This is a genomic window from Serratia myotis (assembly GCF_027474885.1).
GTDB classification, from domain to species: Bacteria; Pseudomonadota; Gammaproteobacteria; order Enterobacterales; family Enterobacteriaceae; genus Serratia; species Serratia proteamaculans.
In genome coordinates this window covers 1609705-1627501 of sequence record NZ_CP099707.1, presented here as the reverse complement: position 1 = coordinate 1627501, position 17797 = coordinate 1609705, and the positions used below count along the sequence as shown (strand labels likewise).

General features: G+C 52.6%; 13 protein-coding genes. 6 read left to right on the top strand and 7 right to left on the bottom strand.

Translation table 11 applies throughout. The features are described 5' to 3' along the window. The first annotated feature begins 398 nt into the window (after window positions 1–398). Window positions 399–1976, top strand: a complete 1578-nt coding sequence (mqo, locus tag NHG65_RS07670) for a malate dehydrogenase (quinone) (protein ID WP_413502547.1) — start codon at window positions 399–401, stop codon at window positions 1974–1976. Window positions 1977–2178: 202 nt separating this feature from the next. Continuing rightward, window positions 2179–2634 carry a helix-turn-helix domain-containing protein gene (locus tag NHG65_RS07665; RefSeq protein WP_099064083.1) on the top strand — a complete coding sequence of 152 codons (456 nt, stop codon included), beginning with the start codon at window positions 2179–2181 and terminating at the stop codon, window positions 2632–2634. An 87-nt stretch (window positions 2635–2721) separates the two neighbouring features. Here the strand turns inward: NHG65_RS07665 and NHG65_RS07660 are convergent, their stop codons facing one another. Genes NHG65_RS07660 through NHG65_RS07645 form a run of 4 tightly spaced genes read right to left on the bottom strand, consistent with a single transcriptional unit; the run spans window position 2722 to window position 7686 of the window. Further along, window positions 2722–3795 carry a fimbrial protein gene (locus tag NHG65_RS07660; RefSeq protein WP_099064082.1) on the bottom strand — a complete coding sequence of 358 codons (1074 nt, stop codon included), beginning with the start codon at window positions 3793–3795 and terminating at the stop codon, window positions 2722–2724. A gap of 8 nt (window positions 3796–3803) precedes the next feature. Continuing rightward, window positions 3804–6368: a fimbria/pilus outer membrane usher protein gene (locus NHG65_RS07655; protein WP_499183130.1), complete on the bottom strand. Its 2565-nt coding sequence runs from the start codon at window positions 6366–6368 to the stop codon at window positions 3804–3806. A gap of 42 nt (window positions 6369–6410) precedes the next feature. Then, window positions 6411–7097, bottom strand: a complete 687-nt coding sequence (locus NHG65_RS07650; protein ID WP_099064080.1) for a fimbrial biogenesis chaperone — start codon at window positions 7095–7097, stop codon at window positions 6411–6413. A 49-nt stretch (window positions 7098–7146) separates the two neighbouring features. Next, complete coding sequence (locus tag NHG65_RS07645) at window positions 7147–7686, bottom strand: fimbrial protein (RefSeq protein ID WP_099064187.1); 540 nt, start codon at window positions 7684–7686, stop codon at window positions 7147–7149. Window positions 7687–8201: 515 nt separating this feature from the next. Between NHG65_RS07645 and NHG65_RS07640 the strand changes: the two genes are divergently transcribed. The 3 genes from NHG65_RS07640 (at window position 8202) to NHG65_RS07630 (ending at window position 11326) form a co-directional block, all read left to right on the top strand. Further along, window positions 8202–8918 (top strand): EAL domain-containing protein, encoded by a 717-nt coding sequence (locus NHG65_RS07640; RefSeq protein ID WP_207975772.1) that lies wholly within the window; start codon window positions 8202–8204, stop codon window positions 8916–8918. 22 nt (window positions 8919–8940) lie between these two features. Beyond that, the gene (locus NHG65_RS07635; protein ID WP_061807054.1) at window positions 8941–9531 is read left to right on the top strand and encodes a LuxR family transcriptional regulator; all 591 of its coding nucleotides are present in this window, start codon (window positions 8941–8943) and stop codon (window positions 9529–9531) included. Window positions 9532–9703: 172 nt separating this feature from the next. Continuing rightward, entirely contained in the window at window positions 9704–11326 is a 1623-nt protein-coding gene (locus NHG65_RS07630) for an FMN-binding glutamate synthase family protein (RefSeq protein ID WP_207975774.1), read from the top strand. 156 nt (window positions 11327–11482) lie between these two features. Here the strand turns inward: NHG65_RS07630 and betA are convergent, their stop codons facing one another. The 3 genes from betA to betI form a co-directional block, all read right to left on the bottom strand. Further along, entirely contained in the window at window positions 11483–13150 is a 1668-nt protein-coding gene (gene betA, locus NHG65_RS07625) for a choline dehydrogenase (RefSeq protein WP_112348235.1), read from the bottom strand. A 66-nt stretch (window positions 13151–13216) separates the two neighbouring features. Continuing rightward, window positions 13217–14689, bottom strand: a complete 1473-nt coding sequence (gene betB, locus NHG65_RS07620; RefSeq protein WP_499183129.1) for a betaine-aldehyde dehydrogenase — start codon at window positions 14687–14689, stop codon at window positions 13217–13219. Between the two features lie 20 nt (window positions 14690–14709). Further along, window positions 14710–15306: a transcriptional regulator BetI gene (gene betI, locus NHG65_RS07615; RefSeq protein ID WP_414069916.1), complete on the bottom strand. Its 597-nt coding sequence runs from the start codon at window positions 15304–15306 to the stop codon at window positions 14710–14712. Window positions 15307–15720: 414 nt separating this feature from the next. On the opposite strand from betI, the gene NHG65_RS07610 reads away from it, so the two are divergent. Further along, entirely contained in the window at window positions 15721–17760 is a 2040-nt protein-coding gene (locus NHG65_RS07610; RefSeq protein WP_099064074.1) for a choline transporter, read from the top strand. Window positions 17761–17797: the final 37 nt, after the last annotated feature.

Here is a 17797-nt window from a genome sequence, read left to right as displayed (position 1 = left end):
TTTTTGTTACCGGCTGTCATTTGCAATTGTTCCATAAATATTGTGTGATAGCTGAATATCGTTTAAATCAGCGGCAATTAAACCCTGTTAATAAAGCGGTTATATTTGAATATAAATAAACATGAATTATTCCTGCCTTTAATCCGCTTTTTTTAATTACAAAAGTAGTTTTTAACAATATTGCAAACAATAATATCCCCTCAGTAACCAGAGTTGAACAATCTGTCCCCAGGCAGCCTGTAATAATCCACTTTTCGTTAAAAAAATGGTTAACAAAAAGACATTATCACTGCTATTCGGCTTTGCCGGGCGGGTTAGTTTCACCTATTCCCAGGGTAGCTCCCAATAAATTCTTTCACCTGCAATGAGTAGAATTTACACACAAGAGATTTGAATTAATGAGAAAATTACTCGTCCTGATTTTCTGTCTGAACCTGTTTGGCGTCACGCAACAGGCCGCAGCAGAAGAGAATAAGACCGTTGATGTGGTTCTGATCGGGGGTGGCATCATGAGCGCCACGCTGGGGACTTATCTGCACGAGCTGGAGCCAAACTGGTCCATCGACATGTATGAACGCATGAATGGCGTAGCGGAAGAAAGTTCCAACGGCTGGAATAACGCCGGTACCGGTCACTCAGCCTTCGCCGAAATGAACTACACCCCAGAAAAAGAAGACGGCAGCATCGATATCAGTAAAGCCGTGGTGGTGAACGAGTCTTTTGAAATCTCTCGTCAATTCTGGTCTTATCAGGTTAAAAATAACGTCCTGAAAGATCCAAAATCCTTTATTAATAGCGTACCGCACATGAGCTTTGTCTGGGGTGACGATAACGTCAACTTCCTGCGCAAACGCTATGCGGCACTGCAGCACAGCACCCTGTTCCGTGGTATGGAGTACTCTGAAGACGCCAACCAGATTAAACAGTGGGCACCGCTAGTGATGGACGGTCGCGATCCAACGCAAAAAATTGCCGCCACCCGCATGCCGCTGGGCACCGACGTGAACTTTGGCGTGATCACCCACCAACTGGTGGATACCTTGACCAAAAATCCAAACTTCAAGCTGAACCTGAGCCATGAAGTACGCGATATCAAACGTAACGCCGACAACACCTGGCGCGTGACCGTGGCCGATCTGAACCGTGACGGCAAAGAAACCAGCGTTAATGCCAAGTTCGTGTTTATCGGCGCGGGCGGTGCCTCTCTGACACTGCTGCAGAAATCCGGCATTCCTGAAGCCGAGGGCTATGGCGCCTTCCCGGTCGGCGGTCAGTTCCTGGTCACCACCAACCCGGAAATCGCTAACCAGCACCTGGCCAAGGTTTATGGCCTGGCCAGCGTAGGTTCACCGCCGATGTCGGTTCCGCACCTGGATACCCGTATGCTGGATGGCAAACGTGTCTTGCTGTTCGGGCCGTTCGCCACCTTCTCCGGCAAGTTCCTGAAAAACGGTTCACTGTTCGATCTGCTGCATTCCCTGAGCACCTCCAACCTGATGCCAATGACGCATGTCGGGCTGGATAACTTCGACCTGGTGAAATACCTGGTGGGTCAGTTGATGATGAACGACGACGACCGTTTCGCCGCGCTGAAAGAGTATTTCCCTGAAGCCAAACAGGCAGACTGGAAGCTGTGGACCGCCGGCCAACGCGTGCAGATCATCAAGAAAGACGATGACAAAGGCGGCTTGCTGCAGTTCGGTACCGAAGTGGTCAGCGCCAAAGATGGCAGCATTTCCGCCCTGCTGGGCGCATCACCGGGCGCATCTACTGCCGCGCCGATTATGCTGCACCTGATGGAAACCGTGTTCAAAGATAAAGTGGCGACGCCGGAATGGCAGAGCAAACTGAAAGAGATCATTCCGTCGTACGGCCACAAGCTGAATGGCGATATTGAAATGACCAACAAGATCCGTGGCTATACCAGCAGCGTGTTGCAGTTGAACTATATCGAAGTGAAGCCGGAAACCAACTGATAGCCCTTTTCCCACTCGCTTCAAGGCCGCCTCGTGCGGCCTTTTTCATTTCTCCGCGACGGTAACAGCACTTTTAGCCACCTTTAGCACCCTAGTTAACACTTGCGTAACCCGGTGCTCCGGCCTATTATCAAAGAACTAACTTGGATAATTGCTCTTACCTACACTGACCTGAATGTCGTACTGCGGGAGAACTTAAACAATGGATCGCGTCAATATCATTCACGATTTGCTGGACTGGATTGAAAATCATCTGGATCAACCGTTGCTGTTAGACAACGTAGCGGCAAAGTCAGGCTACTCCAAATGGCATCTGCAAAGGATGTTCCGCAGTACCACTGGTCATGCGCTGGGCAGCTATATCCGCGAGCGTCGCCTGTCGCAGGCGGCACAGGCGTTGCGTTCGAGCCCACGCCCTATTCTCGATATCGCTCTGCAGTTCCACTTTGATTCCCAGCCATCATTTTCACGCGCGTTTAAAAAACAGTTCGGTAAAACGCCGGCGGTGTATCGCCGCACCACGCGCTGGGATGTGGCAGAAATGCGCCCGCAGGCGATCGAGCCATTGAAAGGGCATCGCCACGAGTCACCGGGCGTGCATCTGTGGTATGCGGGCAAATGTCTGGACGGCAAATGTGGTAATTGGATGGGACAATAGCGCCCCTCTCAGAATAGCAAAATGCCGCCCCTTTTAAGCACCGTGCTGGTGTTTTAAAAGGGGCGGCATTCTTTATTGCGGTAATGCTTATTTGAACGTGACGTCTACGTTAGCCGTGGCGTTAAACACCCCAGGCGTTGGATTGTTTGTCAGCCATTTCAGGTTAGCGATGAAGGTTTCCGACACTTCGTTCTGCTTGTCCTGCAATACCCCGCCAAAGTCTACGTTGGTCTGCAGAGGGATCGGCTTTTTGCTGGTGTCGCGTTGCTGGGTCAGGAAGATCGCTACACCGGGCTTGGTGGTTGGTAGAATCTGCGTGTTATCCGACGGATCGGCATTGGTGCTGCTAAAACTGGCCTGCAGCGACTGCCCCGCACATTCACCGCCGCTCAACGTGGCTTTGATTGCAAACGGAACCTGTTTAGCAACAGTACCGTTTTTGGCACTGGAGGTACTCAGCACACCAAAATCGACGCTGGCACCATTATTCGCTAACACGCTGATCTGCGGGTTACACTGGATCACGCGGATCTTGTCCAGCCCTTTAATATAGGCGTTAAAGTTACTGTCTTTGGTCGCATTCAGCCCCAACTCACCGTCAATCTGGAACAATGAAGCCCGTGCCAATGGCGCAAAATTGCCCGCAGGGGGTTTAACGCCAGTGGCTTTGATATATACCGAATAACTGGCAGTTACCGCCTGAGGGTCAGCTTTCCTTCTGTTGCTACCCGGCTTGGTACCCGGACCCAGATCAGGGCCGGTTGGCCGGTTGGAACTTTGCTTCTTGTTAATCGCGTCATAGTCCTGCCCGTTGATCGATACCCCGATCTCTAGGGATGGATCCAATCCACCGAAGGAGTTCCGCGGGTTCCAGTAAATATAAGCGTGTTCGCCCTTTGGGTAACCATCGGTATCCCAGCAGGTAAAGGTCGAGGTAAAGTTCTGCGAACGCCAGATTAGATTGCCTTTAACGAAATCACTCGCGGCCAAAACAATCGCTCGTCCAACGTCAATATCCTGTGTGACGCTACCGGTTGGGTTGCTGGAACCGGTCGAGTTACCGAACCGGCACTGCATTGCGGCTGCCTGCTGCGCCATCGCCAACCCTGCCAATGCCACCAGTGACAGAAGTGTATTTCGTCCGAATTTGCTTAAGTTCATGGTGCACCTTACAGTTTTTGGCATTGCAGAGTCAGTTCCTGATATCCCATACCAGTTTGTTGATTACCCACGCTGGCCGGGATCGGCAGTACACACTGCTGATCGGCTTTCGGGCCCCATTTAATGGTCAGTTTTTCACCTGGCTTCACACCAGAAACATAGGTATCGCCATTCAGACCCACGGTCCCGCTGTTGCGGCCATCTTCATTGAACACGCCGGCACCGATGGCGGGATAGTTGTTATCCCCGAGTTGAGCATGAATCAACAGACTGACCCCTTTGAAAGTGTCAAAGGTCACCTTGACCACCGACTTCTCGGTTGGCACCACTTGTTTACTGGCAATAGGCACATCCAGGCCTGGGCCGAAATCTTCAGTGCGTAACGCAACATAGTTGAAGCGGTATGGGTTTGCCGATGGCACTACGGCATAACCGAAACGGTCAATCGTCACGCCCGGTTGGTTTTCCAGACGTACGCCTTTGGCGTCCTTGGCTTCAACCAACAAAATGGTGTTCTGCAGCGGTTGCGTTAAGGTTGCTCCGCCGGAATGCACCAGCAGACCACCCGACAAACCTACCCCAGCTTGACGATAATTAGAGCTATACGCGTAACTGCCATCAATGTTACCCACACTGCTGCTGTAACCGAGGTTCAGGTTACTGCTCTGACCGGAAGATTGCGTGTGGCCGGTAGAGACCGAGTAGTTCATACGACGGTCGTCCAGCATGGTGCCGCTGATACCGGTGGAATAGCTGTCGCCACTTTGCTTGCTGTGTGCCGCACTGAAGTTGGCCGTGGTCGAATTATTGTTCTGACCCCAATCCAGTGGCATAGAAACGGTAAAGTTTACGCTGCGATCGGAATAGCCGTACTGTCCGCGAGTATCCTGGACATAGACGCCGTAAGAAATGCGTTTATAACCGTCGTTATAACCTAACTGAACGGTGCGATCGTTACCCGATACGCCCCAATAGTTCTGATGGCTAACGTTGGCATAAAGGCTGGCACCCGCCCACAGCTGCTGGCTGAGGGACAGTTCAACACGCTCGCGTTTGTTGCCGTAACGGGCGGTATAGCGAGTACGCTTCTGGTTGTTACTCCAGGAAGGTTGGCCAGGTTTCAGATCGTTAGGATCCCAATAGTCATTGGCGTAGACCCCATTGCGCCAGCGGTTACGTTCTTCGACTGCATCACCCAAATCGTAATAGCCAGAGGTCGCATAGCGGTAACCCGCCAACTGGAAATTGGTACCCATCTGGTTCAAAGATTTGGAATATAGGAAGCGGAAGCTCTGACCCTGCTTGCGATCGCCGTTAGCCAGTTCGGTATCTGAAATAGACCCATCTACCGACACTGCCCCCCAGGAACCCAGGCTTTTACCTATACCCAGCGCGGCGGAGCGGTAATGCTCAGCCATAACGACCCCGCCAAAAGGCGTCAGGCCATAGTTTAAGCCACGTGCCAACGTACCCTGAATCAAATTAGGCTGATAACCGCCGTTACCGTTATGGTATTTACCGGCAGTCAGCTGGAAGTTCCAAATGCCTTCACGCAGCATATTAGCCACGGAGGAATAAGCCACGCTGAAACTTTTATGTGAACCGTCGGCTTCGTTAACTGTGACGTTCAGGTCACCGTTATTGGTATGTGGATAAACATCATGGATCTCAAAAGGCCCCGGAGCCACGTTAGTACTGTAGATAACATAGCCGTTCTGGCGGATCTCTACTCGGGCGTTGGTCGCAGCAATACCGCGAACAACCGGCGCATAACCGCGCAGGCTGTCTGGCAACATATCGTCCACGCTGGACAATTGAACACCGCGGAACTGGAAACTGTTGAACACGTTATTATTGGTACTGGCCTGCCCCATGATCAGACGGCTGCGCCATGGCGCAATATCCGTTTCTGCCCAGGAAGAGATGTTGGTCCAGTTGGAGCTGCTGCCACTCTGTTTATCCAGGGTGGAGTTGTTACGAAGGCGCCATCTTCCGAGATTGACGCCACTGTTCAACGCCAGGAAGGTGTATTCGCTGTCATCGGCATCATCACGGCTATAACTGTTCTTGTTATAATTGAAAGTATAGTTGGCGAACAGTGCATTAATGCCTTCGTCATACATGCTGGACGGGATAGCACCTCTGGCGCTGAGTTCCATCATGGTCTGCGGTACGGAGATATTGATCTGCTGCACCCCCGCATCATAGCTGACGGTGGCATCTTTGATCACCGCCGGTAAATCAACACAGCTACCCGCTGGCAGAGTTTGCGGCAGTTTGATGCCGTAGTTCAGCAGATCTTCAACTTTAAGACAGGGCTGAGAAGCAGCCTGTCCCTTGGCCTGACGAAAAGTAATATCTTTATGATCAACCTGGTTCAGGTTGACATAAATATCAAATGGGTAGACGCCCGGCTGCAAAGCATCACCCTGAGCAACAGCTTCAGCATTGCTCAGGTTTTCATTGCCGTGAACAAACGACATATTAAAGTCTGCCAGCGCCGCCTCACTCCATAACATCGGCGCACCGGCGGCAATAATTGCGATCCGGATGAACTTTGTCAGCCGCGTCATTCCGCATGCTACTTTCCGTTGATATACCATTCCCTGTCTCTCTTATTGTACTGGAACGTCCTTGACTTCCGTTCTACCGCCAAAATCGTTGATATAACTGAAGGAAATCTTATTATTAACGTTAGCGCCCGCGGGGATATCAATCGACAGGCGATCGCCTGGATTCACCATATTGGCGTCCACATCCACGGTTTTTCCCGCGCTATTTTTCAAATGCAGGGCCCCAAAAGTAATATGCAGAGGGCCATCGTTAATCGCCTGCAAACGTGAACCTTCACGCTGCCAACGCAATTTTTGCACCTGCTCATCCAACGTGGTTTTCAACGTCGTCGGGCGGTAAAAAAGTTTGATTCGGGTACGTACCGCAACCTGAAGCACATTTTCCAGCTTCGGGGCCGGTGGTATTTCCTGCACGTTAATCCACAGCAGAGTTTCTTTATCCTGCGGGAAGCCATTGCCGGAATAGATAAAACGCAAGATTGCCGTTTTTGCACCATCCAATTTCAGGATCGGGGGAACAACCACAATAGGCAGATTCTTAGGTACCTGATTCCTGTCACCAGTATCCAGCCAGGTCTGCACCATATAGGCTTCAGCAGCATCATTATGGATTGGCAGAGAGGCAGATTTATCAGTGCCGTTATAGATTACGCGGGTGGCATCAACCTGGATCCCGGCGTAGCTGCTAAAAGTGCCCAGCATCAGCAGAGCAGCAAAGAACTTTTTCATCGGTTTCCTCTACGGGCCATCCTTGGCCGTCAATATCCTAAAAGGTCGATTATTTGTATTCGATGGTGAACGGGCTGGTAGCGTTAGCCAGACCAGCAGTCACAGCACTGAATGAACGGTAGCGAGCTTGCAGGTTGAAGGTCGCTTTACCTGATGCATCAACGGTAACTTTAGCAACGTCATCTTTGATGTTAGAGCCATCGCCGATAGCGAAAGGCTTGTTGTTGTTATCGGTGATTTCGATGCCCACGCCAGTTGCCGCAGTACCGGTACCGCCAACGTTGCTTACGGACAGCAGGTCTGGGTTGCCGGCAACGGTGTTACCGTCGAAACGCAGGCTGTAATCGCCAGCATCACATTTATCCAGAGAGATCTGGAAAGCTTTAGATGCAGATTTATCACCGATATTTGCAAAAGCAGAAGTTGGGTAAGTACCCAGGTAAACTTCTTTATTTTGAGTATCGCTAGTTACTTCGCAAGTAGACTGTTTGATTTCACCGGTGAACTTAACGGTGCCATTTGCTGCCATTGCGTTGGAAGCAGTTACAGACAATACCAGCGCGGCCAAAGGCAATAATACTTTTTTCATTTCCAGCTCCATAGAAAAACAATAAAATAATCGATTCAGTGACAGATGAATATATACCGACCCGGCACTGAGCATACACTCAGCGATAGCACTCCTTGCTTAAAAGGAATGTTGCCTCGATGAACCCATTGCCGGACGAAATATAGACTAAGCGTATTCTTATTGTTAAATCGTTTAAAACATTCATAACCCCCCTCTTGATAGGAATAAACTATCAACAAATACCTATCGATCGATGTTGACGATTCAATCGAATAGGAATAATCTGTGATTTAGAAAGGCATGCAGTTGGAGATTTTGCCTTAAGGCTTGATTAACAGCACATTATTCCGTTTATTAACATTTTATTACATTCTGAACGGTTTAGACTTCGCGACAAATTGCGCATTTAAGGGTCTGTAAGCGGCATTGCTCATCTTGGCTGCATCAAATAAGATATTTACCTATAAACAGACTGATTTTATTTTATTTTCGTTATAAAACAGACGTTTGTATATCAATCAAGGGATTGAGGAATGCGCAGTTCTTTTAGAGAGCAAAATAACGGAATTAATTATGTTTTCCAGCCTATGTTCGCAAAATCTGGACAATTGCTGGCCGTTGAGTGCCTGTCACGATTCACTTTTAATAGTGAATATGCGCATTTTTCTCCTGAACAATTCTTTCGCACTGCCGATAGCGCCACTCGGATTGAGATTCTGTTAGATCAAGTCAGTCTGATAGAGAAATATAACCACTGGTTTCGCGACAATCAGGTGATAGCCACATTAAATGTGGACGACCATTCTCTGAGATCTTTGGCCAATAGCCATTTTGCAGAAAGAATCAGTGCTACTCGCTGTATTCATTTCGAAATCAGTGAGAACTCAACCCGACTGGTAAAAGATCGCGTCCATGGCGATCCCTCACTGAAGAGCTATTCATTTTGGCTCGATGATTTTGGTTCTGGCTACGCGGGTTTTTCTGCGTTGTATAACAGCCAGTTCCGCTTCGTTAAACTCGACCGTTTTTTATTGTGGGACTTTATGAAAAAGTCCGGCGGTGACGGTTTAATGCGCGCTTTATTGCGTTTTTTTCACCTTAATCATTACAAGGTGATTATCGAAGGGGTAGAAACTCCCGAACATAAAAGATGGCTGGACGAAATGCCATATTACGCACTGCAGGGAAAGCTGTGGAAGGAATCCGACATCAAGGATTTGAACTCGCTTCTTACAGCTGAATACTTTTAACTCATTATGGGTGTTTGCCATTATGTCTAAAAACAATGTCCTTGTGATTAGTGAGTGTAAGTACAGCTATGTCGGCCTTTCGGTATTACTGAAAAAACATTACGGTAAGTACGATATCAGACTGTTCTCGGATTTCATGCACGGCGGAGCCAAGGCGGAGAAAATAATTAAGCACGACATCGCCCTGATCTTCACCTCACAAAATCTGGAGCAAAGCGTCAACGTCATTGAAAGCCTGGTGTCTTTACATCAGCAATACAACTCAAAAACACGCCTGCTGGTGTTTTATGACGACGAGCGCGTAGTAAAGTTATTATCGATCCTGGGGATTTCCGTTGAATTGGTCTCGACGCGCATTCCACTTTATTCGCTACAGGAAAAAATACAAAACCTGTTGGAAAGCAAAGAGCCCGGCGGGATAAAAATGCAGAAAACCCGGGAACTCAGCCCGGCGGAAAGTGACGTTATTTTCAATTTGTTGCGTGGCGACAGCCTGCTGCATATTGCCCAAAAGCGCGGCACTCATCCCAAAACCATTTTCTCTCAGAAATACAGTGCGATGAAAAAACTGCGTTTGCGCAGCATGAGCACTATCTTCGTCGCCAGCAAGTAAACCTTCAGGCCGCCGCCCGGCGGCCTTTCCCCTTGGCAACGTTAAAATAATGTAACAATGAACGATAAAGCAGTAACAGCCACATAACACTTCTGCCTGTTGGTTAGGATCCAGCCACGGAAATTTTCCGTGAGCCATGTCGTCTGGATCAAAAAAAACATCAGGAGATGTTATGAAGTCATCTTTATTCAGCCGTTATACCTGTCTTGTGTTGAGTCTCTTGCTGACACTGGTGTCATTGGCACTATTGCCGCACCAGCCCTGGTTTTGGCTGCCAACGATCATTTTTGGTGGTCTGAGCGCACTGGGTATTTACGATCTGACCCAACAGCGCCACGCTATCTGCCGTAACTACCCGATCATCGGCCGTCTGCGCTTTTTCTTCGAATTTATCCGCCCGGAAATACGCCAGTATTTATTGGAAGAAGATAACGCGCAGATCCCGTTCTCACGCACCCAACGCACGCTGGTTTATCGTCGTGCCAAAAACGAGATGGGTGACAAACCGTTCGGCACCCAGTTGGATGTTTATCAAACCGGCTATGAATGCATCGGCCATTCCATGCGCCCAGTGGAGGTGTCCGACCCGACCAGTTTTCGCGTGGCGATCGGCGGCCCAGGCTGCAGCCAGCCCTACTCCGCCTCTATTTTCAACATCTCCGCCATGAGTTTCGGCGCCCTGTCGGCCAACGCTATTCGTGCTCTCAACCTGGGTGCAGCGAAAGGTAATTTCTACCACGACACCGGTGAAGGCAGTATTAGCCGCTATCACCGAGAGAACGGCGGTGACCTGGTGTGGGAACTGGGCAGTGGTTATTTTGGCTGCCGTACCGCCGACGGCCATTTTGATCCGCAGCGCTTTGCCGAACAGGCTAAAAACCCGCAGGTCAAAATGATTGAAATCAAACTCAGTCAGGGTGCCAAGCCGGGCCATGGCGGCATTCTGCCGGCTAAAAAAGTGGATGCGGAAATTGCCGCGACGCGCGGCGTCCCAGAAGGGGTCGACTGTATTTCTCCAGCCTCGCACAGTGCCTTCAGCACCCCGGTGGAAATGATGCACTTCATTCAGCAGCTACGCGAACTCTCCGGCGGAAAACCCGTGGGTTTCAAGCTGTGTATCGGCCACCCATGGGAGTTTGTCGCCATCGTCAAAGCCATGCTGCAAACCCAAATATTGCCGGACTTTATCGTGGTGGACGGTAAGGAAGGTGGGACGGGTGCCGCGCCACTTGAGCTGTCCAACTATATGGGCATGCCGCTGCGCGAAGGATTACTGTTTGTGCATAACACCCTGGTCGGCTGCGGGTTGCGTGACAAGGTCAAAGTCGGTGCCAGTGGCAAAATCATCAGCGCCTTCGACATCGCCAGCGTATTGGTACTGGGTGCCGATTGGGTGAACTCCGCACGCGGCTTTATGTTCGCCGTCGGCTGCATTCAGTCACAGAGTTGCCACACCAATCACTGCCCAACCGGTGTTGCCACTCAGGATCCGCTACGACAAAAAGCGCTGGTGGTACCGAACAAAGCGGAGCGCGTTTATCATTTCCACCAGAATACGGTAAAAGCGCTGGCGGAAATGTTGGCGGCAGCCGGGGTCAGTCGTCCGGAACAGCTGACCTCGCACCATATGCTGCGCCGCATTACCTCAACGGAAATCAAGGTCTACGCCGACATCTACTACTATCTGGAACCCGGCGCACTGCTGAAACAAGAGATCGAAAGCGATTTCTATGCGCGCATGTGGCGCATGGCAACACCCAACAGTTTCGATCAGGCGATCGCCCTGCCGGCTTGAGCGGGACAAATATATTGTCCCCTACTGAAGTGGGATGACACATTTACAGCTTGAAAGATGACGGGGATAGATTGTCCCCTCGCCTCAGGGAAGGACTTTGGAGAGGGGTTGCTTGCTACGGCAGCCCTGCCCCTTAGCGGCGAGAGGACATGTGGGTTACGCCTTGCGCGCCGGGGCGTCACCGGCCACGTAATATTCGGCGGTGCTGCGCGGCAGCGGCGTGCGCTGGCGGATACGATCGGCGATTTTCTCGGCGATCATGATGGTGGTAGCATTCAGGTTACCGGTAATGATCAACGGCATAATGGAGGCGTCCACCACCCGCAGCCCTTCCATACCGTGCACCCGGCCCTGCCCATCCACCACTGCCATCTCGTCTTCGCCCATTTTGCATGAGCAGGAAGGATGGAAGGCGGTTTCGGCATGCTCACGCACAAAGGCATCCAACTGTTCGTCGGTCTGGACTTCCGGCCCAGGACTGATTTCACGCCCCCGGTACTCATCCAGCGCTGGCTGCGCCATGATTTCACGCGTGATACGGATGGCATCGCGGAACTCTTGCCAGTCCTGCTCTGTCGCCATGTAGTTGAACAGAATGCTCGGATGCTGGCGCGGATCTTTGGATTTAACCTGCACCCGGCCGCGGCTCGGCGAGCGCATCGAACCGACGTGAGCCTGAAAACCGTGCTCTTTAACCGCATTGCTGCCGTTGTAGTTAATCGCCACCGGCAGGAAATGATACTGAATGTTCGGCCAGGCGAACTCTTCACGGCTGCGGATAAAGCCACCGGCTTCAAACTGGTTGCTGGCGCCAATGCCGCTGCCGTTGAACAGCCATTCCGCGCCAATTTTTGGTTGGTTAAACCATTGCAGCGCCGGGTATAACGAAACCGGTTTTTTACAGGCGTACTGTAAGTACATTTCCAGGTGGTCCTGCAGGTTCTCACCCACGCCCGGCAGATCGTGCACCAGCTCAATGTCCAGACGGTTCAGCAGCGAGGCCGGACCCACGCCAGAGCGCTGCAAAATCTGAGGTGACGCGATCGCCCCGGCGCACAGCAGCACTTCCCGGCGCGCACGCGCACTGGTGATCTCCTTGGCCTCACCCTGCAAGTAATCAACACCCACCGCCCGCTTGCCGTCGAAACGGATGCGGTCGGTCAGCGCATGGGTCACAATCTTCAAATTAGGGCGGGAACGCGCCTGATCCAGATAACCACGGGCGGTGCTGGCACGACGACCTTTCGGCGTGACGGTACGGTCCATCGGGCCGAAGCCTTCCTGCTGGTAACCATTAAGGTCATCGGTACGCGGATAACCCGCCTGCACGCCAGCCTCCACCATCGCGTGGAATAACTCGTTATTACCGGCCTTCGGCGTGGTCACGCTGACCGGACCCTCGCCGCCGTGGAAATCATTCGGCCCGATGTCGCGAGTTTCCGCCTTGCGGAAATACGGCAGACAATCCAGGTAGCTCCAGTCTTCCAGACCCGGTGCCTTCGCCCAGTTGTCGAAATCCATCGCGTTACCGCGGATGTAGCACATGCCATTTATTAGCGATGAACCGCCCAGCCCCTTACCACGACCACATTCCATGCGACGGTTGTCCATGTGCGGCTCAGGGTCGGTTTCATAGGCCCAGTTGTAACGGCGACCCTGCAGCGGGAATGCCAACGCAGCGGGCATCTGAGTGCGAAAATCCATCCGATAGTCCGGGCCGCCAGCTTCCAGCAGCAGCACGCTGACGTCAGCGTCTTCGGTCAAACGGGTGGCTAATACGTTACCGGCAGAGCCGGCCCCGATAATGATGTAATCGTATTCCATCGATTATCTCCTAATAGGCAATGCGCCTGACGCGAACGCGCCAGGCGAAAGAAAAAGCGGGGATAGTTAAAATACGGAGGCGTATTCGCCCAGCTCGACCTGCACTGATTTGATCTGGGTGTAGTGCTCCAGCGTCATCAGGCCATTTTCGCGACCGACGCCAGACTGCTTGTAGCCGCCGACCGGCATTTCCGCCGCCGACTCGCCCCAGGTGTTAATCCAGCAGATGCCGGCTTCCAGTTGGTGGATCACCCGGTGGGCGCGGGTCAGATCGTTAGTGACGACCCCGGCAGCCAGGCCAAAGGTAGTATCGTTGGCGCGACGTATCACTTCTTCTTCGCTGTGATAGCTGAGGATGCTCATCACCGGCCCGAAGATCTCTTCACGAACGATTTCCATCTCGTCACGGCAATCGGTAAATACCGTCGGAGCCACATAAGCGCCCTTGGCAAATTCACCGGTCGTCACACGCTCACCGCCGCACAGCAGACGCGCGCCGCTGTCCTTACCGCTTTCGATAAAGCGCAGCACCGACTCCATGTGCGCGAAGCTGACCAGCGGGCCAAAATTGGTTTGCGGATCGCTAGGATCACCCAGACGAATGCGGTTTACCCGCTCGAGAATTTTGGCTTCGAATTGCGCCTGCAGCGCTGCCGGTACAAACACGCGGGTACCGTTGGTGCACACCTGGCCGGAGCTGTAGAAATTGGCCATCATGGCAATATCGGCGGCGCGATCCAGGTCGGCGTCATCAAAGATGATCAGCGGCGATTTACCGCCCAGTTCCATGGTGACTTCTTTCAGCGTCGAGCCGGAGGCGTTAGCCATCACTTTTTTGCCGGTTTTCACGCCGCCGGTGAACGACACCTTGGCGATGCCCGGATGATCGGTCAGGTACTGACCGACTTCTGCACCACTGCCGGTGACCACATTGAACACGCCGTCCGGCAGGCCGGCTTCGGTGTAGATCTCGGCCAGCTTCAGCGCCGTCAAAGAAGTCACTTCGCTCGGTTTGAAGATCATGGCATTGCCCGCGGCCAGCGCTGGCGCAGACTTCCACAAGGCAATTTGAATCGGGTAGTTCCAGGCACCGATACCGGCCACCACGCCCAGCGGCTCGCGGCGGGTATAAACAAAAGAAGTGTCGCGCAGCGGGATCTGCTGCCCTTCGATCGCCGGGATCAGGCCAGCGTAATATTCCAGCACGTCGGCACCGGTGACAATATCTACCGCCGTGGTTTCCGACATCGCCTTGCCGGTATCCAGCGTTTCCAGCGCGGCCAGTTCGTCGTTGCGCTCACGCAGAATATCCACCGCACGACGCAGGATACGAGAACGCGCCATCGCCGTCATCGCCGCCCATACCTTCTGTCCACTGGCTGCGCTGGCAACCGCACGGTTGACGTCTTCAGCGCTGGCGGACTGGATCTCGGCAAGCACTTCGCCATTCGCCGGGTTCACTGCGTTGAAGGTTTTTCCATCGGTACTGTCTACATAGGCACCATTAATATAGAGCTTCTGTAAGCCAAAACGGGACATAGGTTCTCCTTGGGTTGTCCTCAGGGTGGCGTGTGCCCCCGGAGTTGAAACGTAATGTAATCGGTAGTGAGCGCAATCGCCTGTGCCTGATTAAACGCCGCACCGCGCAACGCGCTGCGTAACCACAGACCGTCGATCAATGCCGCCAGCCCTTTGGCCGCCAGCCGTGCCTGCGCCTTCGGCAGTTCGCGGCTAAATTCAGCGCACAGGTTGGAATACAAACGACGACCGTTCACCTGTTGCAACCGGTTAAGCTGCGGTTGGTGCAGGCTGCTGGCCCAAAAAGCCAACCAGGTTTTCATCGCCGCGCTGTTGATCTGACTGTCGTCGAAATTACCAGCGACGATCGCCTGCAGCCGTGATGCCGGGCTGTGGTCGCTCAACGCCTGTAACCGCAACCTCACAGCCTCGCCCAAATGGCTAATCAAATAGCGCATTGTGGCTTCCAGCAGGCCGTTCTTATCCTTGAAATAGTGGCTGATAATGCCGTTGGAAACGCCCGCCCGTCGCGCTATCTGCGCAATGGTGGCGTCATGCATTCCAACTTCATTGACTGCGGCCAGCGTGGCATCTATCAACTGCTGCCTTCTGATCGGCTGCATTCCTACCTTTGGCATAATTCGACTCTCACAAAACCGACTTCGGCCTCGTCTCAGCGGCGGGATTTCACCGTCTTTCCGCCTGCTGAACTTGGTCTTCATGGCAACTATTAAACTTTTTTTTGATTGAACGTTCAATAAAAATTGCATATATTTTATTACCGCTTGGTTACAAATATGTACTTTTCGGTTGTGGAACTGGCTGATTTTCGTGAGGTATTTAACGAATCTGACCAAAATCAGTGTCTGTAAGCGGTTCCCACCACGAAACGATTTCCCGTTTCGTTAACAAACAAAGCGGCAACTTTTGGCAAGCAGAACAGCAATTGCCGCGGCGTTTTTATCCGCACTGTTTCCGGGCGACACCTGCGTGTCGTTCAGGCTGGTGTGTGGGCACGATTTTACTCAGTTGTTAAAAAACAGAGGAAGACGATGACAACACGCGAAACCTCCTCAAAACCACAAAAGGATGGCCTTAATCCTGTGGTTTTCTTCACCTCGGCGGGGCTGATCCTGGCCTTCTCGCTGATGACCATCTTTTTTACCGATTTCTCCGGGCGATGGATCACCCGCACCCTGAATTGGGTTTCTACTACCTTCGGCTGGTACTACCTGCTGGCCGCCACCCTTTACATCGTATTTGTGGTGTTTATCGCCGCTTCACGCTTTGGTTCAATCAAGCTCGGGCCCGAGCAGTCAAAACCCGAATTCAGCCTGATGAGCTGGGCAGCGATGCTGTTTGCCGCCGGTATCGGCATCGATCTGATGTTCTTCTCGGTCGCCGAACCGGTGACACAATATATGATGCCGCCGGAAGGCCAGGGCCAGACGCTGGAAGCCGCACGCCAGGCGATGGTCTGGACGCTGTTCCACTACGGGCTGACCGGCTGGTCGATGTATGCGCTGATGGGCATCGCTCTTGGCTACTTCAGCTACCGCTATAACCTGCCGCTGACCATCCGTTCGGCGCTGTACCCGATCTTCGGCAAGCGCATTAACGGCCCGATCGGCCACAGCGTTGATATTGCTGCGGTACTGGGCACCATCTTCGGTATCGCCACCACGCTCGGCATTGGCGTGGTGCAGTTGAACTACGGGCTGAAAGTCCTGTTCCACATACCGGAAAACCTGACGGTTCAGGCCGCGCTGATCCTGCTGTCGGTGATCATGGCCACCATTTCGGTGACCTCCGGCGTCAACAAGGGCATCCGTATTCTTTCCGAGCTCAACGTGCTGCTGGCGCTGGGGTTGATCCTGTTCGTGCTGTTCTTCGGCGATACCGAGTTCCTGCTTAATGCACTGGTGCTCAACGTCGGCGATTACGTCAACCGCTTTATGGGTATGACGCTTAACAGCTTCGCCTTCGATCGTCCGGTGGAGTGGATGAACAACTGGACCCTGTTCTTCTGGGCCTGGTGGGTAGCCTGGGCACCCTTTGTCGGCCTGTTCCTGGCGCGAATTTCACGCGGGCGTACCATCCGTCAATTCGTGGTCGGCACGCTGATTATTCCTTTCGTGTTTACCCTGCTGTGGCTGTCGATCTTCGGTAACAGCGCGCTGTACCAGATTATTCACGGCAACGCTGCCTTCGCGCAGGAAGTGATGCAGTACCCGGAACGCGGTTTCTACAGCCTGCTGGCGCAGTACCCGGGCTTTACCTTCAGCGCTTCGGTGGCGACTATCACTGGCCTGCTGTTTTACGTCACCTCGGCGGACTCCGGTTCGCTGGTGCTGGGTAACTTCACCTCGCGCCTGAGCGACATCAATAATGATGCCCCCAACTGGCTGCGTATTTTCTGGTCGGTAGCGATTGGCCTGCTGACCATAGGTATGTTGATGACCGACGGCGTGCCCGCGCTGCAAAAAACCACGGTGATCATGGGCCTGCCGTTCAGCTTTGTGATCTTCTTTGTGATGGCCGGGCTGTATAAATCGCTGCGGGTGGAGGATTACCGCAAGGCCAGCGCCCTGAACACCACCGCACCGATGCCGGTGTCCAGCAATGACGTGTTGAACTGGAAACAGCGCCTGTCACGGGTGATGAATTATCCGGGTACCCAATACACGCAGAAAATGATGGATACTCGTTGCCGGCCGGCGATGCAGGAAGTGGCGCGTGAGCTGGAGTTGCGCGGTGCCAAAGTGGAGTTCAGTGAGGTGCCGCCAACCGAAGATGAGCGTTTAAACCATCTGGAGTTGCTGGTGCATTTGGGTGAAGAGCAGAACTTTACCTACCAAATCTGGCCACAGCGTTACTCCGTGCCGGGCTTTACCTATCGCGCCCGCTCCGGTAAATCGCACTACTACCGGTTGGAAACCTTCCTGATGGAAGGCACCCAGGGCAATGACCTGATGGACTACAGCAAGGAACAGGTGATCGGCGATATCCTCGATCAGTATGAAAAACACCTGAACTTTGTGCACATCCACCGTGAGGCGCCGGGGAATACCCTGACCTTCCCGGATATGTAAGCGTTAAAATGCCAAAGGCCACATCACGTGGCCTTTG